At 41.6% G+C, this 26,654-nt stretch carries 22 protein-coding genes; 17 read left to right on the forward strand and 5 right to left on the reverse strand.

Annotated features, from left to right (window positions below):
* The first annotated feature begins 688 nt into the window (after positions 1-688).
* From menF to menE, 6 genes are all read left to right on the forward strand, one after another.
* The gene (gene menF / locus AACQ83_RS10550; protein ID WP_112877646.1) at positions 689-2,008 is read left to right on the forward strand and encodes an isochorismate synthase MenF; all 1,320 of its coding nucleotides are present in this window, start codon (positions 689-691) and stop codon (positions 2,006-2,008) included.
* A gap of 105 nt (positions 2,009-2,113) precedes the next feature.
* Positions 2,114-3,808, forward strand: a complete 1,695-nt coding sequence (gene menD / locus AACQ83_RS10555) for a 2-succinyl-5-enolpyruvyl-6-hydroxy-3-cyclohexene-1-carboxylic-acid synthase (RefSeq protein ID WP_112877584.1) — start codon at positions 2,114-2,116, stop codon at positions 3,806-3,808.
* Complete coding sequence (gene menH, locus AACQ83_RS10560) at positions 3,805-4,575, forward strand: 2-succinyl-6-hydroxy-2,4-cyclohexadiene-1-carboxylate synthase (RefSeq protein ID WP_192881010.1); 771 nt, start codon at positions 3,805-3,807, stop codon at positions 4,573-4,575. The genes menD and menH overlap by 4 nt, the downstream gene beginning before the upstream one ends.
* A gap of 10 nt (positions 4,576-4,585) precedes the next feature.
* Complete coding sequence (menB, locus tag AACQ83_RS10565) at positions 4,586-5,443, forward strand: 1,4-dihydroxy-2-naphthoyl-CoA synthase (RefSeq protein ID WP_112877582.1); 858 nt, start codon at positions 4,586-4,588, stop codon at positions 5,441-5,443.
* Entirely contained in the window at positions 5,443-6,414 is a 972-nt protein-coding gene (menC, locus tag AACQ83_RS10570) for an o-succinylbenzoate synthase (protein WP_112877580.1), read from the forward strand. Before menB ends, menC begins: the two co-directional genes overlap by 1 nt.
* Complete coding sequence (gene menE, locus AACQ83_RS10575) at positions 6,402-7,811, forward strand: o-succinylbenzoate--CoA ligase (protein WP_112877578.1); 1,410 nt, start codon at positions 6,402-6,404, stop codon at positions 7,809-7,811. The genes menC and menE overlap by 13 nt, the downstream gene beginning before the upstream one ends.
* Before the next feature lie 148 nt (positions 7,812-7,959).
* On the opposite strand, the gene AACQ83_RS10580 is transcribed toward menE, so the two are convergent.
* Positions 7,960-9,402, reverse strand: coding sequence for a catalase (locus AACQ83_RS10580; protein WP_112877576.1), 1,443 nt, complete (start codon positions 9,400-9,402; stop codon positions 7,960-7,962).
* A gap of 286 nt (positions 9,403-9,688) precedes the next feature.
* On the opposite strand from AACQ83_RS10580, the gene AACQ83_RS10585 reads away from it, so the two are divergent.
* Positions 9,689-10,231: a YfaZ family outer membrane protein gene (locus tag AACQ83_RS10585; RefSeq protein WP_112877574.1), complete on the forward strand. Its 543-nt coding sequence runs from the start codon at positions 9,689-9,691 to the stop codon at positions 10,229-10,231.
* Positions 10,232-10,287: 56 nt separating this feature from the next.
* Here AACQ83_RS10585 and tyrP read toward each other — a convergent pair whose 3' ends face one another.
* Positions 10,288-11,493, reverse strand: coding sequence for a tyrosine transporter TyrP (tyrP, locus tag AACQ83_RS10590; RefSeq protein WP_112877571.1), 1,206 nt, complete (start codon positions 11,491-11,493; stop codon positions 10,288-10,290).
* A gap of 304 nt (positions 11,494-11,797) precedes the next feature.
* Between tyrP and AACQ83_RS10595 the strand changes: the two genes are divergently transcribed.
* The 8 genes from AACQ83_RS10595 to AACQ83_RS10630 all read left to right on the forward strand — a co-directional run bounded on the left by AACQ83_RS10595 (position 11,798) and on the right by AACQ83_RS10630 (position 22,564).
* Complete coding sequence (locus AACQ83_RS10595; RefSeq protein ID WP_112877569.1) at positions 11,798-13,474, forward strand: ShlB/FhaC/HecB family hemolysin secretion/activation protein; 1,677 nt, start codon at positions 11,798-11,800, stop codon at positions 13,472-13,474.
* Positions 13,475-13,532: 58 nt separating this feature from the next.
* The gene (locus AACQ83_RS10600; protein ID WP_112877567.1) at positions 13,533-18,833 is read left to right on the forward strand and encodes a DUF637 domain-containing protein; all 5,301 of its coding nucleotides are present in this window, start codon (positions 13,533-13,535) and stop codon (positions 18,831-18,833) included.
* Positions 18,833-19,339 (forward strand): contact-dependent growth inhibition system immunity protein, encoded by a 507-nt coding sequence (locus AACQ83_RS10605; protein ID WP_112877565.1) that lies wholly within the window; start codon positions 18,833-18,835, stop codon positions 19,337-19,339. Before AACQ83_RS10600 ends, AACQ83_RS10605 begins: the two co-directional genes overlap by 1 nt.
* A gap of 162 nt (positions 19,340-19,501) precedes the next feature.
* Entirely contained in the window at positions 19,502-20,008 is a 507-nt protein-coding gene (locus AACQ83_RS10610; protein WP_112877563.1) for a contact-dependent growth inhibition system immunity protein, read from the forward strand.
* 145 nt (positions 20,009-20,153) lie between these two features.
* The gene (locus tag AACQ83_RS10615; RefSeq protein ID WP_112877644.1) at positions 20,154-20,654 is read left to right on the forward strand and encodes a contact-dependent growth inhibition system immunity protein; all 501 of its coding nucleotides are present in this window, start codon (positions 20,154-20,156) and stop codon (positions 20,652-20,654) included.
* Between the two features lie 159 nt (positions 20,655-20,813).
* Positions 20,814-21,005, forward strand: coding sequence for a contact-dependent growth inhibition system immunity protein (locus AACQ83_RS10620; RefSeq protein WP_112877561.1), 192 nt, complete (start codon positions 20,814-20,816; stop codon positions 21,003-21,005).
* 179 nt (positions 21,006-21,184) lie between these two features.
* The gene (locus tag AACQ83_RS10625; RefSeq protein WP_112877559.1) at positions 21,185-21,535 is read left to right on the forward strand and encodes a nuclear transport factor 2 family protein; all 351 of its coding nucleotides are present in this window, start codon (positions 21,185-21,187) and stop codon (positions 21,533-21,535) included.
* Positions 21,536-22,030: 495 nt separating this feature from the next.
* Positions 22,031-22,564: a hypothetical protein gene (locus tag AACQ83_RS10630; protein WP_112877557.1), complete on the forward strand. Its 534-nt coding sequence runs from the start codon at positions 22,031-22,033 to the stop codon at positions 22,562-22,564.
* 301 nt (positions 22,565-22,865) lie between these two features.
* Here the strand turns inward: AACQ83_RS10630 and AACQ83_RS10635 are convergent, their stop codons facing one another.
* The gene (locus AACQ83_RS10635; protein ID WP_112877555.1) at positions 22,866-23,861 is read right to left on the reverse strand and encodes a Gfo/Idh/MocA family protein; all 996 of its coding nucleotides are present in this window, start codon (positions 23,859-23,861) and stop codon (positions 22,866-22,868) included.
* Positions 23,862-24,489: 628 nt separating this feature from the next.
* Between AACQ83_RS10635 and AACQ83_RS10640 the strand changes: the two genes are divergently transcribed.
* Together AACQ83_RS10640 and AACQ83_RS10645 are read left to right on the forward strand one after the other, a co-directional pair.
* Positions 24,490-24,729 carry a FitA-like ribbon-helix-helix domain-containing protein gene (locus AACQ83_RS10640; protein ID WP_036848206.1) on the forward strand — a complete coding sequence of 80 codons (240 nt, stop codon included), beginning with the start codon at positions 24,490-24,492 and terminating at the stop codon, positions 24,727-24,729.
* Entirely contained in the window at positions 24,726-25,145 is a 420-nt protein-coding gene (locus AACQ83_RS10645; RefSeq protein ID WP_112877553.1) for a type II toxin-antitoxin system VapC family toxin, read from the forward strand. Before AACQ83_RS10640 ends, AACQ83_RS10645 begins: the two co-directional genes overlap by 4 nt.
* 100 nt (positions 25,146-25,245) lie before the next feature.
* Here the strand turns inward: AACQ83_RS10645 and yfaE are convergent, their stop codons facing one another.
* On the reverse strand, positions 25,246-25,512 hold the full coding sequence (gene yfaE / locus AACQ83_RS10650; protein WP_036811868.1) for a class I ribonucleotide reductase maintenance protein YfaE: 267 nt from the start codon (positions 25,510-25,512) through the stop codon (positions 25,246-25,248).
* A complete protein-coding gene (gene nrdB, locus AACQ83_RS10655; RefSeq protein WP_036781046.1) occupies positions 25,512-26,642 on the reverse strand; it encodes a class Ia ribonucleoside-diphosphate reductase subunit beta in 1,131 nt (376 codons plus the stop codon). Before nrdB ends, yfaE begins: the two co-directional genes overlap by 1 nt.
* Positions 26,643-26,654 lie beyond the last annotated feature (12 nt).

The following is a 26,654-nucleotide window of genomic DNA, read 5'->3' on the forward strand; positions in this document are numbered from 1 at the left end:
TTTTTTAATTGATGTTAAGATAATAAATATAAAATATTTTAATGTTATTTTTATAAAATGCATTTTAAAACAATTTGTTACGTTGATTTCGTGATGTGGCGGTTATATAATTTCTATATTGTTAATTTAAAAAATAGGTAATGTGGTGTTTTTATAAAGAATAAGTCGGATGTTTTTTGATTTGTCGTTTATGGCATGTTTAAATAATAGATAAGATAGAACTCTATTTTATGTGTTGTTGAATAAAAGTTTTTGCTATTTTTAGATCTATATTTTAATTAAAGTCTTAATTGTTCATATGATAGTTCAAATTAACAAATAAGGAGGATTTTTTTATAATTCTATTTAGCTATTATGAAAATAAGATATGTTTTTTATAGGTGGATTTTTACAAAGAATAAATGTTTATTTCTTTGTTTATAATAACGGTATTTATTTAGTAGATTTTTCGTAGTAAGTAATGGAGTCGTTTTTTTATAAATTGCATGGTGAGGATCATACTTGGGATAGGCTCTTATATTCGTTATTTGAGGCACAAAACATCTGATTTAGTCTGTTTCAGTATTGAGATAATAGCATTCTGTTAACGGAATTGGACAAGTATAATTACATAAATAATCAGGGCTTTAATTATTATTAATGCCCCGTATAATCCTACTTTTTATCACGTCTTTTGGGGCAGAAAGTGGTGAGTCAAATTGCTAATGTTGTCGCTGATATATGTAAAACACTGAGTAATGAACAAGTTAGCGAAGTTGGTATTCAACAGATTTCATTTCCTCTGCCAGAAGGTTGCAGCGCTTACTGGCTGGAATGGCTGGCAGCGCAGTCTCATTATCCACAATTCTACTGGCATCACAGAGAGGGCCATGAAGAAGTTGCTGCTTGTGGGCAAATCCATCTTTTCAGTGATATCGCTTTAGCCGAAAATTTTTTGCAGAGAAACGGTCAGTTTCCACAGATACGGATCTGGGGGCTGAATGCTTGGGATCGGATTCAACCAGCCCGTATTACGCAATCCGAAGCAGGGGAAACAGGTTATCTGTTTTTGCCCCGCATCGAATTACGTCGCTACCGTGACGAAAGCAGATTGTATTTGAATATAGCTGGTCGGCAGGATATGAGGAATGCACAGGAATTTCTGCGACAGTTAGTACCGCACCAAGAATTCTCTGCGTTACAGGCGGTGGTAGTGAACGAGGAGAATGTGCCGGAACGCGCCCGGTGGTGTGATTTGATTGAGCAGGCTTTGGATACTATTACTCATCGCAAGATGGAAAAGGTAGTGATGGCGCGTAAAACGCAGATAATACTGAGTGAATCTTTAGCGACTGGACAGTTTATGGCAGCGAGTCGCCAGATAAATCACTGTTGTTATCATTTTATGTTGGCTTTTAATCAGCATGAGGCTTTTTTGGCGTCTTCGCCAGAACGGCTTTACTACCGCAAGCAGACTCAGCTTTATACAGAAGCGCTGGCGGGGACGGTTACCAATTCAGATGATACTCAGCAAGCTGAAAAATTGGGGCAATGGTTGCTAGGTGATAAAAAAAATCAACATGAAAACCTGCTAGTTGTTGATGATATTTGCCAGCGTCTTCAAGGCGCCGTGGTTTCTGTCGATGTTGCTCCGCCAGATGTGATTCGTCTGCGAAAGGTTCAGCATTTGCGCCGCCGGATCCAGGGAGAACTAAAGAATGCCAGTGATAGTGATTGCTTGCATCGTTTACAACCAACGGCCGCTGTTGCTGGATTACCTCGTGAAGCGGCGCGTGATTTTATTCGTAATAGCGAGTTATTCAGTCGTGATTGGTATGCAGGGTCCGCTGGATATCTTTCCTGTGAACAGAGTGAGTTTGCGGTTTCGCTACGTTGCGCACAAATTAACAATAACTTACTTTCACTGTATGCCGGTGCGGGGATTGTGATGGGATCTGATCCACAACAGGAGTGGATAGAGATAGAGAATAAAGCTGCCGGGTTGCGCACTTTGCTGAAAGGTGAATGAAAACAATCTCCGATTAAATGGCAATTCATTGAACTAGGATAAAGAAATAATTATCGGTACCGTTAGGCTAATAGCCAGTTTTTATAGAAATTTTTTGAGTAAAATATGTCAAACAGCGCATTTAACCGCCGCTGGGCGGAACTTTTATTGGAAGCACTTACTCGTCATGGATTACGTCATGTTTGTATTGCACCCGGTTCACGTTCCACGCCTTTGACAATAGCTGCTGCGGCAAATAACAAACTGATTTGTCATACTCATTTTGACGAGCGTGGATTAGGGCATCTGGCACTGGGGTTATCCAAAGCAAGTAGAGAGCCGGTTGCCGTTATCGTTACTTCTGGAACCGCAGTGGCCAATCTCTACCCTTCATTAATTGAAGCCAGTTTAACGGGTGAACGAGTGGTTTTCCTTACTGCTGATCGGCCACCAGAATTGATGGATTGTGGCGCGAATCAGGCTATCCGTCAAAATGGTATTTTTGCTTCTCATCCATGCCAAACAATTTCTTTGCCAAGACCGACCATAGATATACCGGCAAGCTGGCTGGCTTCTGTCATCGATCATAGTATGGCGAATTTGCGGCATGGGGCCTTGCATATTAATTGCCCATTTTCTGAACCATTATATGGTGATGAAGAGCCTGCTTATGATGAGTGGCAGCAGCAGTTAGGCGATTGGTGGAAAAGTAAAACACCTTGGTTGAGCCAGCCAGTAGCTAATGTTGTGGCAGAAGTAGCGGATTGGGACTGTTGGCAACAGAAAAAAGGTGTTGTATTGGCTGGTCGAATGAGTGCCGAAGAGGGAGTTAATGTTGCTAAATGGGCAAAGGCATTGGGCTGGCCGTTGATTGGCAATGTGCTTTCACAAACTGGACAGCCATTGCCTTGTGCCGATTTATGGTTGGATAATCCTCATGTGCAGGAGATTTTAGCGCAAGCACAACTGGTAGTGCAGTTTGGTTCCAGCCTGATAGGGAAACGCTTGTTACAGTGGCAGGCGAAATGCCAGCCGCAGGAGTTTTGGATTATTGATCCGATACCAGGCCGGCTTGATCCTGCCAATCATCGTGGTAAAAAATTGACCTGTCATATTGCTGACTGGTTACTGGCTCATCCGGCACAGCCGCGTATACCGTGGGCACAATCGTGTACATTGTGGGCAGAAAAGCTCAAAGTATGGTCAGAAAAAGCAGTTAACTGTGTCAGAACTGAATTGGCTGGGAAATTTGGTGAAGCAACGGTGGCCTATCGATTGTGTGAATTACTGCCTGAACGCGGGCAGCTGTTTGTCGGTAACAGCCTGATTATTCGTTTGATCGATGCACTGGGGCAATTACCGGCGGGATATCCGGTTTACAGTAACCGGGGTGCTAGCGGCATTGATGGGTTAATTTCCACTACGGCAGGTGTGCAACGGGCAACGGCAAAGCCCACTTTGGCTATTATCGGTGATTTATCGGCGCTTTATGATCTCAATAGCTTGGCTCTGTTGCGTCATCCTTCCGCTCCAATGGTATTAATTGTGGTAAATAATAACGGCGGGCAGATTTTCTCTTTACTACCCACTCTGGAAGAAGCAAGGCAGCGTTTTTACTGTATGCCTCAATACGTTAATTTTGATCATGCTGCGGCGATGTTCGGCTTGAAATATGCCAGCCCACAAAATTGGATGGAATTGCAACAAAGTATTGAACAGGCATGGCAACAAAATGAAACCACACTGATTGAGCTAAAAGTGTCGGATAGAGAAGGAGCTGAGTGTTTGCAACAACTGTTAAAACAGGTGGCTATGTTGTGAGCCTCGCTTATCGTAAGTTTAACGGTCACAATGACCGCCCGTGGCTGGTTTGGTTGCATGGATTATTGGGCTGTGGTGATGAATGGTTGCCATTAGTGAATCTGTGTGATCATCATCCTTCATTGGTTATCGATCTACCTGGTCACGGTGATTCCACTGACGTGCGGGTAAAAGATCTTCTGGAGATGAGTTGTCTTTTATCTGAAACATTAGCAGAGCAGCAAATTAGTAAATACTGGCTGATTGGCTACTCCTTAGGGGGCCGTATTGCTATGTATCATGCCTGTTATGGTGATAATCAGGGATTATGCGGATTGCTGGTTGAAGGAGGAAATCCTGGGTTATTTTCCCAACAGGAGCGGAATAATCGTCTCGAACACGATAGAAATTGGGCCGGACGTTTTCGTTCTCAGCCGATGGAACAGGTTTTATCTGATTGGTATCAGCAGCCGGTTTTTTCTGATTTATTACCTGCACAGCGTCAGCAACTGATCAAAGTACGCCGTCATAATAATGGCAATGGTGTGGCTAATATGCTGGAAAATACTTCACTTGGACATCAACCTTGGTTAGTACCGGTATTGCAACAACTGGCGTTACCTTTTGTTTATCTGTGTGGCGAAAATGATAAGAAATTCCAACAATTGGCGAAACGTTGCGCTTTGCCGCTGCAAACTATTCCACATGTTGGGCATAATGCTCACCGAGCGGACACGGCGGCGTTTGCTGCGGTAGTAAACCATTTTTTATCACTCTTTAATGTATAGGAATACGAATATGATTTACCCGAGCGAAGAAGAACTCTATGCCCCAATTGTATGGCAGGACTGCTCTGAAGGGTTTGAAGATATTTTTTATCACAAATCCACAGATGGTATGGCTAAAATCACCATCAATCGCCCACAAGTACGTAACGCATTTCGGCCATTGACGGTTAAAGAGATGATGCAGGCATTGGATGATGCCCGTTATGATGACAATATCGGGGTGATTATCCTGACGGGAATGGGTGAAAAAGCTTTTTGTGCTGGTGGTGATCAAAAAGTCCGTGGTGATCATGGTGGTTATAAGGATGACAACGGCATGCATCATCTGAATGTCTTGGATTTCCAACGCCAAATTCGCACTTGTCCAAAACCCGTCGTTGCTATGGTTGCTGGATATGCGATTGGTGGTGGTCATGTACTGCATCTGGTATGTGACCTGACCATTGCGGCTGATAACGCTATTTTCGGTCAGACCGGACCTAAAGTGGGTTCTTTTGACGGCGGTTGGGGGGCATCTTATATGGCTCGAATTGTTGGTCAGAAAAAAGCCCGCGAAATCTGGTTCTTGTGCCGCCAGTATGATGCTAAACAAGCGTTGGAAATGGGGCTGGTTAACACCGTTGTACCTTATGCGGATCTGGAAAAAGAGACCGTTCGCTGGTGTCGTGAAATGCTGAAAAATAGCCCAATGGCCCTGCGTTGCTTAAAAGCAGCTCTAAATGCGGATTGTGATGGTCAGTCTGGATTGCAGGAACTGGCAGGTAACGCCACCATGCTTTTCTATATGACAGAAGAGGGTCAGGAGGGACGTAATGCATTCATTGAGAAACGCCACCCTGATTTCAGCAAATTTAAACGTAACCCATAATGCGTACTGCAATTTTATACCGGTTCAGATTGCCAATGGAGTCAGGTGTTATCCTGCGATATCAGCGGCTTAAAACTCGTGATGGTTTTTTGGTTCACTTACAGGAAAATGGTCAACAGGGATGGGGTGAAATTGCACCATTGCCGGAATTCAGCAAAGAAACCGTTGAACAGGCAGGTGAAGCAGCGATGGCATGGCTTAGACAGTGGCATCTTGGTGCTGAACCTGATGAAAGTGAATTACCTTCTGTCGCATTTGGGATTAGCTGTGCATTAGCTGAATTGCAGGGTAACTTACCGGAAGACGCTGATTACCGGAAAGCGCTATTGTGCAACGGTGATCCTGATGAGTTGATTGTTCGTCTCAGTGACATGAGTGGGCAAAAAGTTGCCAAAGTGAAAATCGGGCTGTATGAAGCTGTACGTGACGGCATGGTAGTGAATGTTTTACTGGAAGCGGTACCGGATTTATCTTTGCGGCTGGATGCTAACCGTAGTTGGAGCCGTGCTAAAGCGGACAGTTTCGCTAAGTATGTCAATCCTGATTACCGCAACCGAATTGCCTTTTTGGAAGAACCTTGTCAAACCCCGGAACAATCGCTCGCTTTTGCCCGAGATACAGGGATTGCCATTGCATGGGATGAAAGCGTCCGTGATGAAGGTTTTAACGTAGAGGCACAAGCAGGGGTGACTGCTATTGTGATTAAACCCACTCTGATAGGAAGCCTTGTCCGTTGCTGTCAGTTGATTTCAGCCGCGCACAACGCTGGATTGGAGGCGGTGATTAGCTCCAGTATTGAAACCAGCTTCGGTTTGACTCAGCTTGCCCGTATTGCTCATTGGCTGACGCCAGCGACTATTCCTGGACTGGATACGCTGGAATTGGTTCAGTCTCAGTTGGTGCGCCGTTGGCCGGGCAGCACGATGCCAGTAACAAGATTGGACGAGTTAGACATCGCATGGCGCAGTTAAATTCATTTACCCAGTGGCCATGGCGCTACTGGGCATCGTTTAGCCCTGAAAATATTGCTGTCAAGTTGCGTAATCGTTCCCTAACCTGGCATCAATTAGTTATCTCTTTGGATACGATAGCGGCCAATTTTCGCCAACAGGGGATAGTTGAAGGCAGTGGTGTAATGCTGCGAGGGAAGAACAGTGAAGAGATGTTGTTTTGCTATCTTGCCGCGCTACAGTGTGGTGCGCGGGTATTGCCACTGAATCCTCAACTGCCTGAAATGCTCTTGGCTAAATTACTGCCACATTTGAATATCGATTTTGTGGCTGATTTTTGTGGTGACAACTTGCCTGTGATGGATGCCAAATCCCTCGATTGGCAAAGTGAACCATTAAATTCTGATGATAATTCAGTGGGTTGGGATGCTATGCGCCCGGCCAGTATGATACTGACCTCCGGCTCTTCTGGATTGCCTAAAGCGGCTGCTCACTCAATTCATGCTCATCTTGCCAGTGCGCAAGATGTACTTTCAGTAATTGAATTTCAGCAACAAGATAGCTGGTTGCTCTCATTGCCGTTGTTTCATGTATCGGGTCAGGGGATCATTTGGCGCTGGCTAATCAAAGGGGCTTCTTTAGTGCTCAGAAATACCAATCTGTTAGATCATGCTTTGGCAGATTGTACTCACGCTTCATTGGTTCCGACTCAGCTTTGGCGGTTACTGGAACAGTCACAAAATCAGACACTGAATTTGAAACAAGTGCTGTTGGGTGGAGCAATGATCCCCATTGAATTGACTCAAAGAGCGGAGCAGCAAGGCATTTGCTGTTGGTGTAGCTATGGTTTGACCGAATTGGCTTCAACAGTATGCATTAAACGAGCAGACGATCTTCCCGGTGTCGGCAATCCTTTACCGGGCAAAGAAATTCGTCTGATAAATGAGGAAATTCAGATTCGTTCTGGCAGCCTTGCTAATGGATATTGGCTGGATGGTAAATTACAACCGTTAGCTGATCGTGATGGCTGGTTTCATACCCGTGATCGAGGAGTGATACAAAATGATGAGTTGCAGATACTTGGCCGGATGGATAATCAATTTTTCAGCGGTGGAGAAGGGATTCAGCCGGAAGATATTGAACGGGTGATTAATACCTATCCACAGGTCGCGCAAAACTTTATTGTTCCCGTACCCGACCCTGAATTTGGTTATCGCCCTGTCGCGGTGATAGACAGTAATTCATCTGAGGTCATTGATGCATTACCTGAATGGTTGATTGATAAACTGGCTTCTTTTCAGCGCCCGGTAGCTTACTATCTGTTACCTAACCAGTTTAAAAATAACGGCATTAAAATTTCCCGCCAGCAAATTAAAAGATGGGTACAGAAAAAATTCGTTTCTTACGAGTTGAAATGAATCTATTTCAAAAGCATTTATCTAAATTTGTTCGGTGTTGATGTTCAGACAGTTGTCCGTTGAGAAAGAGGTATTAAACACTTCGTACTGCCCATTATTTATCGTGTAATAATGGGCAGAGAGGGTTAAAAGATGGTGTTGTTAGACATTAGCCTTTGATTTTTTTCAGCGCGTTTTCAACACCAGCGCCATATTCTGGGTGAACTTTTCTAAATAGCTCAACCTGACGGCGTTGAGTCTCTTCATGTGCTTGTGACAGTTCACTGGCGATACGGTCGAACATACGCTGATGCTCTTTACTGCTGATTAAGTTATACAGTGCGCGCGGCTGACTGAAATAATCTTCATCTTGACGATGGTTCCAGTTATCGGCATCTCCTTCTAAAGACAATGATGGGTGTTTGAATTCAGGTTGTTCCTGGAACAATCCTGCATTGTTTGGTTCATAGGTCACTGTGTTTCCGCTGTTACCATCGACACGCATTGCTCCATCACGGTGGTAATTATGGAACGGACAACGAGGTGTATTGACCGGAATTTGATGATGGTTAACGCCGAGACGATAACGTTGAGCATCACCATAAGAGAACAGGCGGCCTTGTAACATCTTATCAGGAGAGAAACTGATACCTGGTACGACATTAGCGGGGTTGAAAGCAGCCTGTTCAACGTCTGAGAAATAGTTATCAGGGTTACGGTTTAGCTCGAAATAACCGACATCAATCATCGGGTAGTCGCCGTGAGGCCATACTTTGGTCAAATCAAATGGGTTGTACGGTAACAGATTAGCTTCTTTCTCTGGCATGATTTGGACTTTTAATTTCCAGCGTGGATAATCTCCTTGCTCAATTGCTGCAAACAAGTCACGTTGAGAACTTTCACGATCTTTACCTACCAGCGCTTCTGCCTCTTCGTCCATCAGGTTTTTAATGCCTTGCTGACAACGGAAATGGAATTTCACCCAGAAACGTTCATTATCTTCGTTGATAAAGCTGAAAGCATGGCTACCAAAACCGTGCATATGACGGAAAGATTTAGGTACGCCACGGTCACTGAAATCAATGGTTAATTGGTGCAGTGATTCAGGTTGATGAGAGAAAAAATCCCATTTATAGGCAGGATTACGTAAATTAGTGTGAGGATCGCGTTTAACAACATGGTTAAGATCTGGGAACTTCAGCGGATCACGAAGATAAAATATCGGGGTATTGTTGCCGACTAAATCCCAGTTCCCTTCTTCAGTATAGAACTTAAGCGCAAAACCACGAATGTCACGTTCAGCATCTGCTGCGCCGCGCTCACCGGCGACGGTTGAGAAACGGGCAAACATCTCGGTTTTTTTGCCTATTTCAGAAAAAATCTTAGCGCGGGTGTACTTAGTAATATCGTGAGTCACCACAAAGACGCCATGAGCGCCAGAACCTTTGGCATGCATACGGCGCTCTGGGATCACTTCACGATCAAAATGGGCAAGCTTTTCTAAGAACCAAACATCTTGTAACAACATAGGACCACGTTGACCCGCGGTCATGACATTATTGTTGTCAACGACAGGGGCGCCAGCATTCGTTGTAAGTCCTCTCTTTTTCATCACACTTCTCCTGTTTTACATGAAAAAAAACAGCGGAATCGCTGATTAAGAAAAAATGTTCTGGTCAAATGGCGAAATGCAAATATTGTGTTTTTTTATAATTTATTTATTATTTTCTTATTTATTGTTTAAAATAAAACTATTTACATAATTAATTATTAAGCAAATGAAATGAAAAATTCACACATATTTAGTAAGTATAGATGATTCATTTCTTTTTGTTGTCTATCGGTTTAGTTGTATTTACGTAAGATGTTTAACATTAAGTAAATAAAGAGGAAATATCATGAAGGTTTATCTTGCCGCGGTAGCAACCGGTTTGTTGTTGATTGCTGAATCAGCGAATGCAATTTCCGTGAATGTTCAGGCTGGCCGCCATTTCACCCATACTTCTGCGGCAATTGGTGATAACAGTGCTGGATTATCCTTTAATGGCAACTGGGCACGCAGTGATCATAATGGGCAGTTGGGAAGTTTGGGAACCGCATTTAGCCTGCCTGTTGGTCCATTGACGGCCAGCATTGGCGGTAAGGCTCTCTATTTATCCCCTAAAGATGGGAAAAATGGTGAGGCATTAGCGGCAGGTGTGGGGTTGAGTTGGACAGTTATGCCCTCTTTAGCTCTGTACGGTGAAGTTTACGGTGCTCCATCCAGATTAACTTCGGGTATTGATTCTTATGCTGAGGCTGCTGGTGGCTTACGTTTCACTGTATTTAAACCGCTGACGGTGGATGCAGGTTATCGAATCATGAACATGAGAGGGAAAGAGGGAAATAGGGATAACAAACTGGCTGATGGATTTTATATCGGTGCTGGTTTGAATTTCTAATTTACTTTTGCATTTTGTCCGCACCATTGCTGATGCGGACAGTTTTGGCTTCTTAATTAACCCACTTTTGGCAGTAAACCACTGACAATACCTATCTGGATAGCAATTACCGTAATTCCGCAAAGAAATACCAGAATCAGAGTGGGTTTTCCGCCTTTTACCCGATAGGCTCGTTGCTCAATTTGACGACTACGCCATGCCAGCATGGAAGGCAGTAACAGGGCGAGAATGGACAGTGCGACTGCGGCGAAAGTTAACGCCATGACAAAGTTTGGATAATACAAAGCACAAAGTAATGGTGGAACAAAAGTAATGATTCCGGTTTGCAGGCGACCGGTCGCGTTGTTACGGCGTTTGAACAGATCTGCCATATAATCAAACAAACCTAAAGAGACCCCAAGAAATGAGGTTGCCAGCGCCAAATCAGCAAACAGACGGACAGCAAGTTCTACACGAGGCGTCGCGACAACCTCTCTCACCGCTTTTAACAGCCCATTCAATCCTGATTGTTCCGCTAAAATTCCGACAAAAGTATGGGAAGAGATGGCGCCCAATGTTGCCAATTGCCATAGGATATAGGCAGTTAATGGGATTGCACTGCCGATAACAAATATTTTACGTAACTTGCGAGTATCGCCTCCCATATAATTGACGATACTTGGCACACTACCGTGAAAACCAAAAGAGGTGAATACCACGGGAATAGCTGATAATACCAAACCTTGTTCCAAAGGCATTGACATCAGGTTAGTGCTTTTGATGTGGGGCATCATGACGGTCAGCATAATAACCAGAAAGATGATTTTTGCCGTAAATAGCAGGCGGTTAATCATATCGACAGATTGAGTACCGATAGTGACAACACAACCGGCGACAAGGGTGAAAATCAGCACGCCAAATGAGACAGAAATAGGTTTATCCAGCCATGAAGAGAGGCTGCCTGAGAGCAACTCACCGGCGCCACTGATATAAGCGGTGGTCAGGGCATACATGAGAAAGAGCATACTAAAACCGGTGAGCCATTGGCCTCCTCGTCCCAGATAGCGTTTTGCCACTGTTCCCAGACCCGTATCGGCCGGGCTGTATTGATAAACTTCCACCAGCAATAAAGCGGTATAGCTCATCAAAACCCAAAGAGCGATTAACATCACAAAGGTTGTTCCAAAGCCGACACCGGCCGCTGCCAGCGGCATAGCCAGCATTCCTGCGCCAATTGTCGTGCCCGCTATGATAAAAATACTGCCAAGAGTACGATTCTTCACGCTTTCCCCTAGTTTCTGAACTGATTGAAATCGTTATAGAAAGGCAGGCTAAAGGATTAACTTATTTATGTCAAACTACGGTTACACTAAGTGTAAATAAATAATTACAATTGTGTTTTTGCATGTTCCTAAATTATGTGTTTAATTAAATATAAAAAGTTACTTATTCTATTAAGTATTTAAAAAGTAATATTTTACCAACACTTAAGTAAGATATACTTTTATTTTAATCTAAATTTACAGTTAAACTAAGACATTGTTCATTCTTTTAACAATTAAACGTATTGTGAAATAAAAATTATCAATGGAAAGAATATCTGTTTGTCTTAGGAAATTAGCTGTATCCGTTCTATTCGCTATATCAGGGGAAGCTTATGCTTCATCGTTTATTAGCCCAGCGGATCAAGAGGTTATCACTCAACAACAAAAAGCGTTATTGCAGCAGGCTCAGCAGCAACGGGAGGCGTTGCGTAACAACATCACTTTATCGCCAGATTTAGCGCCTGAAATTGATGGCGCTAAATCTGTCTGTCATACCGTTCACCATATTCAATTTGAAGGCACTGAGAGCCTTTCCCTGTCAGCGCGGGAAAAGCTAATACAGCCTTATTTATCCCGTTGCTTAACCTTGCCAGATATTAATGAACTGGTGCGTAAAGTATCGAATGCCTATATCGAGCGAGGTTATGTCACTTCTCGTGCTGGACTCAGAGCACAGGATTTATCCACCGGTATGCTCATTATTACCGTGAGTGAAGGCAAAGTTGAATCAATCACACTTGATGGTGAGACACCACTTTCATTGAAAATGGCCTTTCCGGGAATGGTTGGTAAGACATTGAATCTTCGGGATATTGAACAGGGGATGGAACAACTGAACCGGCTTCCTTCCCAGCAGATAACCATTGATATTCAGCCGGGAAAACAGCTTGGTTATTCTGCGGTTATCTTAAAACGAATATCGACTCGTTTGCCGGTTGGCGCCAGTTTGGGGGTGGATAATAGTGGTCAAAAAAGTACTGGTGCCGGGCAAATTAACGCCAGTGTGAATGTAGATAATCTATTACGCCTTGCTGACCAATGGTCATTATCTGCCAGCCGCAACAGCGATTTCCGTAATAATCACCGTAGTCGAAGTTTCTCTTCCAATGTGACGGTTCCTTATGGTGACTGGTTGTTCAGCTATCAATATGCGTGGAACGATTCTTTTCAGAAGGTTCCGATTGGCTCACAAACCTACCGCTATGAAGGTGACAATCAGACTCACCGGCTAGTAATAAACCGGACGTTATATCGTGACGGTGAGCAGAAACTGACTCTGAATGCAGGAATAAGACATCGTCAGACAACGAATTTGTTTGCAGGAAAGAAATTATCCATCAGCAGCCCGACATTAAGTGTTGCCAATCTTGGTATCAATTACAGTTCGGTACTGGCGGGTGGCTATATCACGTTCAACCCTGCATTGAGTTATGGCTTACCCGTGTTAGGTGCAACAAAAGATGACCCGTATTTCCCGGATGCTCCACGTAGCCAATTCCGCAAATTCAGTCTGAGTGCTAGCTATTTTATCCCGGTCACCGACTCCATTTATTACCTCTCATCTGTTTACGGTCAAACCACACCGTACAACCTTTATGCCAGTGAACGTCTCTCATTGGGCGGGCAATACTCTGTTCGGGGATTTAAAGAACAATACCTGACCGGCAATCGCGGTGGGTATTGGCGTAATGAGCTGAACTGGCAGATTGCAACTCTTCCTGTAGGTGAACTTGCCTTAACAGGGGCGCTGGATACTGGCTGGTTACAGGGAAAAACCGGACAAATCGATGGTGGTAATGTTACCGGTACAGCGCTTGGCATATCACTGACTCACCGCAGGTTCAATCAAACGATGACATTGGGAACACCACTGATTTATCCAGACCATCTGAAACCGGATAACTGGGTAGTTTACTGGTCTGTATCACTGATTTTTTAGCGATGTAATACGGGTATATACCAATAACTTTGTACTCAAATTAAGAAAGGACAGAATAATGGATAGACGTAACGGCCCTATGGCAAGGGGCGCTTGTTATCTTTTAATTTATCTTACTGCCGTATATCCCCTTCATCCTGCTATTGCGGCTGGGATCGCGCCAGATAATAACCGAACACAGGTACAAAACCAGGGTAATGTGCCGATTGTAAATATTGCTACGCCTAATGGCGCAGGAATATCTCACAACACCTATAAAGAATTTAATGTTGCCACTCAGGGTGCCGTATTAAATAACGCCACTCAGGCAGTTAAATCACAATTAGCCGGGCAACTTAATGCTAACCCTAACTTAAAAGGGAAATCGGCTGAACTGATTATTAATGAAGTTATTGGCAGTGGTCGATCTGATCTTCAGGGCAAATTGGAGATAGTTGGTCATAAAGCCAATGTGATGATTGCCAACCCTAATGGCATTACTTGTGATGGTTGTGGTTTTATCAATACCGGCAGTGCAACATTGACTACCGGTAAACCTCAATTTGATAAACAGGGCGTGTTGGAAGCATTGGAGGTTAAAAAAGGCCAGATTACTATTGGTGGCAAAGGGCTGGATGGTAAGACAACGGATTATATCGATATTATCAGTCGAGCGACTGAATTAAATGGAAAAATTCAAGCTAATAATTTATCCCTGACGCAGGGAGCTAACCGGATTGATTTTAACGATGGCACAGTGAAAAAAATCACTGGAGAAGGTGCTAAACCTCAATTAGCCGTTGATACCAAAGCATTAGGCGGCATGTATGCCAATAAAATCCGTTTGGTTGCTACAGAAGATGGTGTCGGTGTTAATCTTAAGGATTTAATCAGCAATCAGCGTGATATTACCTTAAACGTTAATGGCAAAATTGAGCTGGGAAATGCCAAAGCCAAAACGGATTTTAATCTTAGCGCTAAAGAGACTCATATTGCGCAAAATATCAAGGTACAAGCGGAACGGGATATTACTCTGGCAAGTACTAAATTGGATAATAAAGGGAGTGTAACTGCGGGCCGGGATATGCGGATATTTGGTGATACTATACGTAATGCCGGAAATAAATCACTTCTGCAAGCTAATAATAATATGTGGTTACAGAAAGATGCTCAGGGGAATAAGAGCGCTCTGATTGAAAACAAGTCTGCGACGATAAAGACTGTGAAAGGGGATTTGGTTGTTCGCACTGATAAACTGGATAATATCAGAGATCAAACCATAACGGAATGGAAAACTATCCCGGCTGATTCAGTAGAAATTAATAAATGGGCTGGTAGTTTTTATGGTATTAGACAAGGTGTTGATTCCGTCATTACATTGGCTGTAAAACTGAAAGATTTTAATCGTGATAAATGGTTTGGTATTGTTGATTTATTAAAAAATAACTTTATCAACATTAAACAGGATAGATTTTCAATAAAGGCGATAAGCCCAGCGGGAAATATTATTTCTGGTGGTAATGCTTATATTAATGCAACTAATTTGCGAAATGATGTTTCATCTATATATGCAAAGCAGGATCTTATTCTCACTGGGGAAAATATTGATATTATCAGCCGTCAATTAGGTAAGAAAAATACATTTTGGCATTATACTACATCAAACCCTCTGGTTGGCAGTGAATTCAAAGATGATGATGCACCACCTGGTGATTGGGATTTATTTTATGTTTATGAAGACGCAGAGTATACCAAGCAAGGAGAGTTATATACTTGGGGAGAAGAAAGTTATATATCGTCTTCAATTAGTGCGGAAAAAAATCTAGTAGCGGATTTTAAAAATAACTTAAATATCAGAACGTTGATTCCTGATGATGCAAAAAATCTGTCAGAAGTAACTGTAACTGCCCGACCTGACACATTATCAGCAAAAAACATTTTGCTTCACGCGGGTAAAATCAATATTACTGATAAACTAAAGGCGACTGATGGGTTAAATATTATTTCCGAGAATGATATTAATCTTAATAATGCCGCATTGATTTCGTCAAATAGTTTATCTATAACAGCAGCTAATAACATTAATGCCTTGCAAGGTGAACTAAAAGGTAAATATGTAACTATTATCAGTCGCAACGGGAATATTCAGTTTCAGAGTAGTAGTAAGCCAGAGTATTTTAATCCTGATAATACGCGTAAAATAAGTAGCCTGGAAGCTACGGGTGATTTACTCTTACATGCAGGTAAGAATATTCTGCTTCGCAATATTTTCTTAACGAAAAGTCATAATATTTCTTTATCTGCGAATAATGATATTACCATTGATAATAACAGTGATTTATTGACACATAAACGAATGGGAGACGTGACCGCTGAGAGTAAAGAACAAACGCTCTTTAATCAGATGTTATCTAAGCTAGGTAAGCTTGATGCCAAAAGCTCGGTTGTGATTAATGCTGGAGGCAATCTATCTGTTAAGGGAGTTAATATCTCAGCAGTAAAAGATATCAATTTAACTTCTGCAAAAAGTATTGATCTCACTCCCCGTGAGTTATCACCTTCGTTGAGTAGATTATTTCCCTCGTCCCGTTCTGGTGAGTTAAGTAGCCGGTTAACCGCAGGAAATAATATCAATATTATCAGTGGTGCAGATATCAATGGCAAAGCGGCTCAAATTAACGCTAAAGGTAACACATTATTATCAGCAGGTCGGAATATTAACTTATTAGCGCTGGGCTATTCCGCTATTGATAATAAGAATGATAACAATAAAGATGATCGCCATATTGTTGCTGTAGTTAATGGTGGAAAACAGCTTACCCTGGCTGCTAATGGAACGCTGATTACCCAAGGCGCGACATTAAGCTCAGGCGGAAATACAACGATTTCTTCCGGCGGCAATATGCGTTTTGAATCAGTGCAGAATCACTTTTACCGAGAAAAAGGCAGGGAATTTACCGAATCAGTCACACAGCAAGGTACTGCATTGACTAGTGGCGGTATACTAACTGTTATTTCAAACGGCAGTATTCTTTTCCAAGCCACTAAACTGACGGCCAAAGGTGGCTATCTATACGCTCAGGCGATGGAAGAATCCAGCCATTATGAGAAAACAGAAACCAAACGTAAGTGGTATGGCAAAAAGAAAACCATTAAACGTACCCGTCATGATGTTACTAATAAAGTCACTGAATTTACTGCGGGTGGTGATATTAATCTGTTAAGTCGGGATGACAGCACTTACGAAGCCAGTAAAATTGCGACTAATAAAAACGCCAAACTGACCAGCACTCACGGTAAAGTCAATTTTAAGGCGGTCAAAAATACCGCTTTTGAACAGACTATTACGTCTTCCAAAGGCTTTTATATTAAGCAAAGGGATAAAGGTTATACCGAAACCCAATGGGTATTACCGCAGATTTTCACTGGTGGAAAGCTGACAGTGGAAGCAGCCAATGGTGTTAGTGCTGATATTAAAGCTAAAAATGGTCAGTCATTGCAAAATGTCCTGGCCGTATTGGGAAATACGCCAGAAACAGCCTGGTTGAAAGGGCTTCGTGAAAATAAAGATATCCAATGGAATGTGGTCAAAGACGCTTATGACAGTTGGGATCACAAGAGCCAGCATTTAAACCCGGTGGTTTCTGCGGTGATTGCGATTGCGGCAGCGGCAGCAACCGCAGGCAGCTCTTTGGCGGCATCTGTTGCATCTTATGCGGGTAATAGCGTTGCGGGTGGGGCGTTAACTGCGGGTATGTCATCACTGGCGGCACAGGCGGCGGTTGCTATTGTGGATAATCAGGGGGACATATCCAAAGCGCTAAAAGTATTAGGTAGCAGTGATGCGGTTAAATCAACAATTACCTCAATGGCGATTGGTGGCGCATTGGCCGGATTTGATTCCTACATGGGATGGGATAAAGCGGCTGATGGTACTACATTAGATCCCACAAAAGCGAAATTACCCCAAATCAGCAATGGTGACTGGAACAAAGTCGTCCAGCGGGTAGCTGGTCAATCCATTATTAGTTCCAGCCTGAATACAGTCATTAACGGCGGCAGTTTTAAAGATAATTTGACTACGGCTCTGTTGGCTAATATTGGCAGCCAGATTAATGCTGAAGGCGCCAGATTGATTGGTGATAATGGCGAGGTATTGGGAATACCGGGTAAAATGTTAAGCCACGCGGTTGTAGCAGGGGTCAGCGCTGAAATTGGCAGAGGAAATGTTAAAGGCGCAATGGCGGGGGCTTTGGCTGCGGAATTGGCTGGCGTCATGATGGGAGATAATCTCATCAAAGCCGAAGAATGGCAGAGAACATCTGAGCGGCAGGCGCAAATTGCCCGTGTTTTTGGCGGCTTTGCCGGAGCAGTATTTACCGGTAAAGCAGATGGCGCTTACAGTGGAGCGAGCAGTGCAGAAAACACTTTCCGTTATAACTATCTGGCCCATCATCAGCGGGAATTAATGGAAAAAGAGCTTGCCGCTGAGTCCAGTTACCTTAAAAAAGCGCAGATTTTTGCTAAATGGGGCTTGATTAGTCACACACAAGATGGCTATCTGGCCGCGGGTTTTGTATCCGGTATTCCATCAGAACTCTATGATAGTGTGGTGGCAATTGTCGGCGCGGTATCTAATCCTTCGGAAGTCATTGAATCGCTTAGAACACTGTTGATTCAGGAGGATATGCCCGGTTTTATCTGGCAGGCAACAAAGGATAGTTATCTCAAGCAGCTTGATACTGTCAAAGCTGAATATGAAAAAGCGGGTCCGGGAGGGGCTTATAATGCGGGTCTGGAGATAGGAAAACTGGTTACTGGAATAGCCAGTATGGCCGGCGGTGGCTTTGGTGCGGTCAAAGGGTCTACATCTGCCACGGCTAAATTGTCGAAAGTCATCTCAAAAGATCCGCACCCAACAGTAGACATACGGAGTGTATATCGGGTAGAAAAAGATGGTAGTAAAACCCAAATGGAGTGGGGAGGAGATATCTATAAGCAGGGGTATCCTTTTGAGGATTTTGTTGCTACGCAGATGCCAGCAGGTTCTCGGTTGCCTGAAAGGTTTGAGGTTTTTGATTTTTATGATGGAAAAACAGGTTTGGCTATCAGTGTAAAAACATTGGATACACGTACTGTTTCCAGAATTAAGAATCCAAAACAACTTTATACTTCTATAAAAGGGAATATAGATGCCACAGTAAACTTTACCGAGGCGAGACTGGGTAAAAAGAATTTAAATGCGGGAATGATTTCACAGCGTGAAGTTCGGATTGCTGTACCCAAAGCTACAACAATAGAACAATGGGAGCAAATTAACCGTGCAATATCTTATGGCTCAGAAAAAAATGTTAATGTCAAAATTATAGTGGTGAAATAATGAGCGAAATTTTTAAACGATGGAGAAATGCTAGATGCATGTTTAATGGCGATTTTTACTGCATTGAAACTTTTTCTGGTTATCGGATGTTAGGCGCTGATCCACAAGGGAGTTACTATTTGCTATCTCCTGATGTAGATGATGAGCAATTAGGTATGGCAGTTCTTGATGCGTTATTTAAGAGTCGGCTCATTCCTTTGGAAGAGATAGATGATTTCTTTGAGCCAGAGAAGTGTGATGGACAATATAAAGAATGGATTGATGAATTAATCAAAACTTATGGTTATCGTTCAAAACGTCGATTATTTAAAAGAATGCGAGATTGTGGTATACAATTGCTGGATGGAAATATCACAATACGACCTACTGGTCATGAAAAACTTGAGCTCTGGACAGGAAAAGGCATTGTTGAATCTGATTATGTCATCATTCCGGCAGACAGTTCCCCTGCGGAAGTGGGTGCAGCATTACGGCTGGCTTTTTCGCGTTGCAGAAGTTATGTTTGACGATAAGGTAACAGTTTGCTTTTGCATTAATTATTCATGATCTTTGATTTAGAGAGTTAATTAAGGTGGACACGTAATAGCTATTATGTGTCCGCTAATTATTTCAAAAGGTTTAAAGCATTATTCAATGAGCCTTATCGCTAAAATTACGGTGGTGAAGTAATGAGTGAGATTTTTGAACGATGGAAAAATGCCGGATGCGTATTTAATGGTGATTTTTATTCAATAACAAGTTATTCAGGTTATCGTTCACTGAATTTAGACCTTTTAGGGGGTAACCATATGTTATTTCCCGATACTTCTGATGCAGAATTAGGTGCCGTGGTTATTAATGCTCTTTCTAACAGTCGATTTATTCCCTATGAGAGTCTTGGTGATTTTTTAGATAATGAAAAAAGAAAAGAACGATATGATCAGTGGGTTACAGAGATGATGGGATTTCATCGCTATCGCTCAAAACGTCAGTTATTTAAGAAGATGAACAGTTGTGATATTTGCTTGTTAGATGGTGTCATAACTATTAAACCCTATGGTCATAAAAAACTTGAACTTTGGACAGGGCAAGGTATTGTCGAGTCAGATTATGTCATTATTCCGGCAGACAGTTCCCCTGAGGAAGTTGGTGCGGCATTACGGCTGGCTTTTTCACGTTGTAGGAGTTATGTTTGACGATAAAGTAGCAGTTTATTTTTGTATTGATTAATCATAATTTTTGATTTATATGATCAATAGGGTGGAATAGCTATTTATGAGTTTCCTAATTATCTTAAAAAGGCTCAAGCAGTTATTAAATTTGTCTTGCCGTCAAAATGGCATGAATGTAGATTTTAAACAAGGGTTAAATGCAAACGCCAAATTTAATGGTGATTTTTACTCTGTCAAAACTTATTCTGGGTATCGCCTGCTTCGAGCTGATCCTCAAGGTCACGAACATGTTCTATCTCCCGATGTAACTGATAGCCAATTGGGTGGTGCCGTTTTAGATTCACTTTCTAAAAGTCGGTTGGTCGATCCTGATGATGATTTTTTCGACAACGAAAGGGCAGCTGAACGATATAAAGAGTGGATTAAGCATTTAATGGAAATTTATAATTACTGCTCAAAACGTCAGTTATTTAAGAAAATGAACAGTTGTGATATTTGTTTATTAGATGGTGTTATAACTATTATGCCTTATGGTCACGAGAAACTTGAGCTTTGGACAGGAAAAGGTATTGTAGAATCTGATAATGTCGTTATTCCGGCAGACAGTTCCCTTGAGGAAGTTGGTTCGGCATTACGATTGGCTTTTTCACGTTGCAGAATTTATGTTTGACAATAAAACAACGGCTTTTGTACTGATTAGTCATGAGTTTTGATTTATAGAATTAATTAAGGTGGACACGTAATAGCTATTATGTGTCCGTTAATTATCTCAGAAGAATCTAAATAATTATTAAATGAGACTTACCCCTAAAATCACGGTGGTGAAATAATGAGTGAGATTTTTAAACGATGGAAAAATGCCGGATGCGTATTTAATAGAGATTTTTACCTCATTGAGATCTTTTCTGATTATCGAATGCTCAGTTTTGATCTACAGGGAGGCCACTATTTATTGCCCCCAAATACAAATGACGAGCAATTAAGTATGGCGCTTCTTGATGCATTATCCAAGAAGAGGTGAATACCATGGGAATAGCGGATAATACCAAACCTTGCTCTAAAAGCATTGACGCTAGGTTAGTGCTTTTGATGCGTCATGACGGTTAGCATAATCACCAGAAAAATGCCTTGTTATTCCAAATTTAAAATGTCACCTTTTGGTGTAAATCCGAGTTTCTATATCCATGCAGGAGGATATATATGCTTCTTGAAACAATAACATCTCTGGAATGCAGTCTTCACGGTGTCCGGCGGTATGACAGAGCATGGCTTGAGAAAATCCTGCATCCTGATTTTCTCGAAATAACTCGCTCAGGTCACTTAGTCGGCCGCAGTGAAACGATTGACGCCCTGATAGCTGAAAATAGTACTAACTGCATCGTAAGTTCCAACTTCCGGCTGACGATAGTGGGAGAAATGTGCGTTATTTTACTTTACAGAACTTACAATCAGGACGGTGGTCATGCAGCACTGAGGTCATCAATTTGGGTATTTTCTAATGAACATAATTGGCGCCTGACTTTTCATCAGGGTACACCGTGTGGATTATAGGTTGGGGTATGCCAGAGCCAGTGCTGCCGCTCAGGGATTAAACGCAATCCTACAAGCGGCCATAAGCAAAAAAGAATTAAATAGCGGAAGGAAATCATCGTATGGTAGCAGCCTAGGAAATATATCGTAAAACTGGTGACTTATTGTATATAGAAAAACTTTTATAAAACGGTTTGTAGACGCAAACTAAGAATACTCCGGTAGGCGTAAAACCATTACTAGTAAAAAATGATGCTTGATATTAATGAGGTATGTAAATGAAAAAAAATGAAGTATATATAAAAATGTTAGTATTATCCCTGAAAATTTAAAAGAGAAATTAATCTGGCCGGGGCCATGAGTAGATAGGGGGCCATTATGATTGATATAAAATTCTATTTATATTCGGTACTGATAACTGTGATTATCTATATCAAATAGCTATAATGGAAATTTATATCTTAGGATAAGGGAGTGATTTATTTTTCCGGTATTGAAACATGAGTTGGATAAATAATGATGAAAATAGTTAAATTAGTAAATATTCAAGAAGTAACCATCAATATTGGTGGTTATATACCTATTGATATCCAATTAATTGATAATATAAACGAAACCCCTTTGTATTGGAGAATTGGTGATAATAAGAAAAGTTTATTAGAGTTTGCTATTTTACCTAGCGATGGCAGAATAGCAGCGATTACTTTGGTTATAATTAATCCAGATTTTATTCAATATGCAGATGATTATCTTATTGAATCATATGAAAGTAAATGTGGTTTTCCTATAGTTGATATGAGTCCGTGGAAATTTATTGAAAGTAATAATTTCAGCCATCGTTTTATTGATGAATTTAATTATGTGATTAAAGTAGATGTTTATCAGGAGGCTATTATGTTGATGATAAAAGAGAAATGTAAATTATCAAGTTGGGTTAAATGTAATAATTCTTTATGGTTGGGACTGGATAATGATGAAAATATCATTAGTATCCTAATAAAAGAGTTATCGAAAGAAGACATTAATAATTTCTTTAATTCTATTGGCTAGAATATGTCAAGCTGGTTTTATCTTAGATGGATATACGGTTTTTTCGTTACTACAGATAATAAATTCAAGAAGTAACAGGCAAATTTGTTATCATTTCCAGTCTAAATACCTCTCATGAATTATACAGCCTACCAATAATATCGAAGACGAAATTATAACTAAATAGAAAAACGTTCAAACTAATTAAAAAGAAGTTAATAAAGGCTTTTAGGTCATTTATTAACTTCCGATATTTTTAATGAGCTCATATATATTTATTTTTTATTTCCCCATAAAAACAGATTTATTCATTTTTATATTGTCAATAATTCTTCATTCTATACTCTTTTAATACTTGGTCTATTACCCAACTGGTTCGTGAGCCTGATTCTCCTGTTGATGGGCAAAATCCCTTTCCTTGCAATTCATTAATGATAGTATTAATTAATGGCATTTCTATATGTTTTGGATTGTCAATATTAAATTGGCGTAATTTACTATTTTCGTCATAATATGAAATGGCCGAATTTCCAAATGTGGAGAAAGATATTTTTCCTTTAGTACCAATTATTTCAACATTATCTCCTCTAGAGTTCGATGCAAAATTCCAGATACCCACACCTTGAATATTATTTTCAAACATAAATGACATTGATACGCAATCTTCCGCAGGATAAGCATTCCCTTGAGAATTTGCATGTCCTTTGACAGAAATAATCTTCCCTAAAAGAAAGTCTAATATATCAAGAGTATGGCATGCTAAATCAACAAATAATCCACCACCGGAAATTTCTGGATTAACGACCCAAGGTAAATGATGAGGATCTTGGTAACATTGCTCTATCTCTCTGTAAAGTATACAACTTACAATTCTTGGTGTTCCTATAGCACCTGACTCAATTAATTCTTTGATCTTTAAGAATCTTGGCAATGCTCTCCTATAATAAGCTACAAATAAAGGGACATTTTGAGACTGGCAGGTAGCGATCATTTCATTACATTCTTCAAATGTTAATGCCATAGGTTTTTCTACATATATTGCTTTACCAGCTTCAGCCGCTAAAATGGTATATTCTTTATGTGTAGAGGGTGGTGTTGCAATATATACTGCATCAATGTCTTTGTCATTAATAAGTGAATTAGCATCAGAATACCATTTAGGCACATTATGCCTCTTGGCAAAGTCCTCGGCTAAATTAGCATTGCGTCGCATTACTGCAACCAATTCAGAGTTATCTAATTTATAAAAAGCAGGGCCGATTTTTACTTCAGTAACATCACCACAACCAATAATGCCCCATTTTATTGTTTTTTGCATCTTATTTTCTCAATATGTTTATATTAAATTCTTTCCTAATAAAATCTTGATGGAGATTATAGTAACATTCTGATTTATCCCATTTTTTTCGTTCCAATATATGATTATATAACATGTTTCTTACTTTTGAATCAAGTGAGTTAATATCATCTTCATCGTATTTCTTATAATCTATTATACCAAAGTGACATGTGGGTTCACATCTATGCCCAATTAGATTTCAAATTACAGCATGGTGGCAAGTGAAAGCAACCAACAAAGTAGCAACTTAAAAGATGAAGGGGATAAATCAGTCAGTAAATATCTTGATGATATAAAGATACTCCTTTATGTTTTTTCCGATAATTAAGCTTTTTCAGGGCTTAAACCCTACCACATTAACCGTTTTATCCATTTTTCTATCGTATTATTTTTTATGATTTGCTTCATAAAGTAATGGCAAGAAAACGCTTAAATCTCTGTTATTCGAATAATATTCTTTTGCGTGCTGATTTCTTTTCAACTCTTTGCTAATGGCTAATGGACTTTGATTGAATGCAATTAACTCTCGCTCTATCCCACATGCTTGCAGTCATGATTGCAGTAATATATATTGCTTGCAATGCATGCTAAATGAGGAAATGAATCTATGCCATCCATTACTGTCAGAAATGTACCGGACGAAGTGCATCGTGCTTTGCGGGTACGTGCAGCCACACACGGTCGTAGTGCTGAGGCTGAAATCCGGTTTATTCTGGAAAACGCCGTACAACCGGCGGGGCGCATCAAGCTGGGTTCCTTGCTGGCAAAAATCGGCCGCGAGGCGGGGGGCGTCGATCTTGAGATCGAGCGTGATAAGACACCTGCCGAGCCGATGAGTTTTGAATGATACTGCTAGATACGAACGTGATTTCCGAGCCGCTGTGGCTCAGCGGCCACCCCGCTGTGGTTGCCTGGATAGATGCACAGAATGTCGAGACGCTTTACCTGTCCGCGATCAGCTTGGCTGAGCTGCGCTTTGGGGTTGCAGCGCTGTCCAATGGTAAGCGCAAAGATACCCTGCATAGAAACCTGGAGCGGAGTGTTGTCCCTTTATTTACCGGCCGTATCTTGCCATTCGATGCGGCCGCTTCGGAAGCTTATGCCGATATTATGGCGCGAGCGAAGAGCGAGGGGAAAGCCATTGGGAAGGCTGACGGGTATATTGCGGCTATTGCAGAGGCGAATGGGCTGATTGTTGCAACCCGTGACACATCACCCTTTGAAGCTGCCGGGCTTACTGTTATTAACCCTTGGAAGGGCTAATAACATAGTTGTTATTACTTATGGGCTTACGTTCTTGGTGCGTGTAATAATGAGCAAATAATCACTATTATCTGCCCACCAAGAAGACCAATTTTAATTACTAAAGCTCAATCTCAATATCACTAAGTGGATGACAGCAGCAGGGTAAGATCTCGCCTTCATTAACAAAAGCCAGAGGTTTGCGTCGATAGCCGACTTTGCCTTTTATCAATTTGACACGGCAGGAACCGCAATAACCTTCGCGGCACTGGTATTCAGCTTGAACTCTACCTTGTTCCAGTGCCTCTAGCAGACTGTTATGTAGCTTGGGAGAGCTGTAGATATGATAACCCTGCATACCATGCAGGGTTACTTTATAGCTTGTCATCAGAGTTCAAAATCACTCAGGTCGTCAGGGTTAACTTCAGCATCAATCTGACCAACCAGATATGAGCTGACTTCAACTTCTTGCGGCGCGACTTGAACGTTATCAGACACCAGCCAGGCGTTAATCCACGGAATCGGGTTAGAACGCGTTTCAAATGGCAGCTTCAGCCCGACAGCCTGCATGCGGATGTTAGTAATGTACTCAACATATTGACACAGAATATCTTTGTTCAAGCCAATCATGGAACCTTCGCTGAACAGGTAATCTGCCCACTCTTTTTCTTGTTCCGCCGCTTGAACGAACAGGTCATAGCACTGTTGTTCACACTCTTTGGCAATTTCTGCCATTTCCGGGTCGTCCTGACCGGAGCGCAACAGATTCAGCATATGTTGTGTGCCGGTCAGATGTAGTGCTTCGTCGCGAGCGATCAATTTGATGATTTTCGCGTTACCTTCCATCAATTCGCGTTCAGCAAAGGCAAATGAACAGGCAAAGCTGACGTAGAAGCGGATCGCTTCCAGCGCGTTAACGCTCATCAGGCACAGATACAGTTGCTTTTTCAGTTCACGCAGACTTACCGTGATGGTTTTACCGGCAATCTGATGTGTTCCTTCACCAAATAGTTGGTAGTGATTAGTCATCTCAATCAGATCATCGTAATAAGCGGAAATATCTTTCGCCCGTTTCAGAATCTCTTCGTTGGTGACGATATCATCAAACACAACCGCCGGATCGTTAACGATATTCCTGATGATGTGAGTGTAAGAACGTGAATGAATCGTTTCAGAAAAAGACCAAGTTTCAACCCAGGTTTCCAGCTCAGGGATGGAGATCAAGGGCAGAAAAGCCACGTTCGGGCTGCGGCCCTGAATAGAGTCCAGCAGCGTTTGATATTTTAAGTTACTGATAAAAATATGCTTTTCATGGTCCGGCAGCGCATTGTAATCAATGCGATCGCGAGACACATCGACTTCTTCCGGGCGCCAGAAGAAAGAGAGCTGTTTTTCGATCAATTTCTCGAAAATCGGATACTTTTGTTGGTCATAACGGGCTACGTTTACTGGCTGACCAAAAAACATTGGTTCCTGTAACTGATCGTTTTTGACTTGTGAAAAAGTGGTATAGGCCATAACTTCCTCAAA

Source organism: Photorhabdus sp. S10-54 (assembly GCF_963878145.1).
Classification (GTDB): Bacteria; Pseudomonadota; Gammaproteobacteria; order Enterobacterales; family Enterobacteriaceae; genus Photorhabdus; species Photorhabdus kayaii.

What these genes read in the sequence shown, in the direction of transcription:
- menE (WP_112877578.1), top strand. Translation starts at nt 6,402, where the DNA reads ATGGCGCAGTTAAATTCATTTACCCAGTGGCCATGGCGCTACTGGGCA.
- AACQ83_RS10640 (WP_036848206.1), top strand. Translation starts at nt 24,490, where the DNA reads ATGCCATCCATTACTGTCAGAAATGTACCGGACGAAGTGCATCGTGCT.
- AACQ83_RS10630 (WP_112877557.1), top strand. Translation starts at nt 22,031, where the DNA reads ATGATGAAAATAGTTAAATTAGTAAATATTCAAGAAGTAACCATCAAT.
- AACQ83_RS10605 (WP_112877565.1), top strand. Translation starts at nt 18,833, where the DNA reads ATGAGCGAAATTTTTAAACGATGGAGAAATGCTAGATGCATGTTTAAT.
- AACQ83_RS10615 (WP_112877644.1), top strand. Translation starts at nt 20,154, where the DNA reads ATGAATGTAGATTTTAAACAAGGGTTAAATGCAAACGCCAAATTTAAT.
- AACQ83_RS10610 (WP_112877563.1), top strand. Translation starts at nt 19,502, where the DNA reads ATGAGTGAGATTTTTGAACGATGGAAAAATGCCGGATGCGTATTTAAT.
- AACQ83_RS10635 (WP_112877555.1), bottom strand. Translation starts at nt 23,861, where the DNA reads ATGCAAAAAACAATAAAATGGGGCATTATTGGTTGTGGTGATGTTACT.
- menB (WP_112877582.1), top strand. Translation starts at nt 4,586, where the DNA reads ATGATTTACCCGAGCGAAGAAGAACTCTATGCCCCAATTGTATGGCAG.
- menC (WP_112877580.1), top strand. Translation starts at nt 5,443, where the DNA reads ATGCGTACTGCAATTTTATACCGGTTCAGATTGCCAATGGAGTCAGGT.
- yfaE (WP_036811868.1), bottom strand. Translation starts at nt 25,512, where the DNA reads ATGACAAGCTATAAAGTAACCCTGCATGGTATGCAGGGTTATCATATC.
- AACQ83_RS10595 (WP_112877569.1), top strand. Translation starts at nt 11,798, where the DNA reads ATGGAAAGAATATCTGTTTGTCTTAGGAAATTAGCTGTATCCGTTCTA.
- AACQ83_RS10625 (WP_112877559.1), top strand. Translation starts at nt 21,185, where the DNA reads ATGCTTCTTGAAACAATAACATCTCTGGAATGCAGTCTTCACGGTGTC.
- menD (WP_112877584.1), top strand. Translation starts at nt 2,114, where the DNA reads ATGTCAAACAGCGCATTTAACCGCCGCTGGGCGGAACTTTTATTGGAA.
- AACQ83_RS10585 (WP_112877574.1), top strand. Translation starts at nt 9,689, where the DNA reads ATGAAGGTTTATCTTGCCGCGGTAGCAACCGGTTTGTTGTTGATTGCT.
- nrdB (WP_036781046.1), bottom strand. Translation starts at nt 26,642, where the DNA reads ATGGCCTATACCACTTTTTCACAAGTCAAAAACGATCAGTTACAGGAA.
- AACQ83_RS10645 (WP_112877553.1), top strand. Translation starts at nt 24,726, where the DNA reads ATGATACTGCTAGATACGAACGTGATTTCCGAGCCGCTGTGGCTCAGC.
- AACQ83_RS10580 (WP_112877576.1), bottom strand. Translation starts at nt 9,402, where the DNA reads ATGAAAAAGAGAGGACTTACAACGAATGCTGGCGCCCCTGTCGTTGAC.
- AACQ83_RS10600 (WP_112877567.1), top strand. Translation starts at nt 13,533, where the DNA reads ATGGATAGACGTAACGGCCCTATGGCAAGGGGCGCTTGTTATCTTTTA.
- AACQ83_RS10620 (WP_112877561.1), top strand. Translation starts at nt 20,814, where the DNA reads ATGAGTGAGATTTTTAAACGATGGAAAAATGCCGGATGCGTATTTAAT.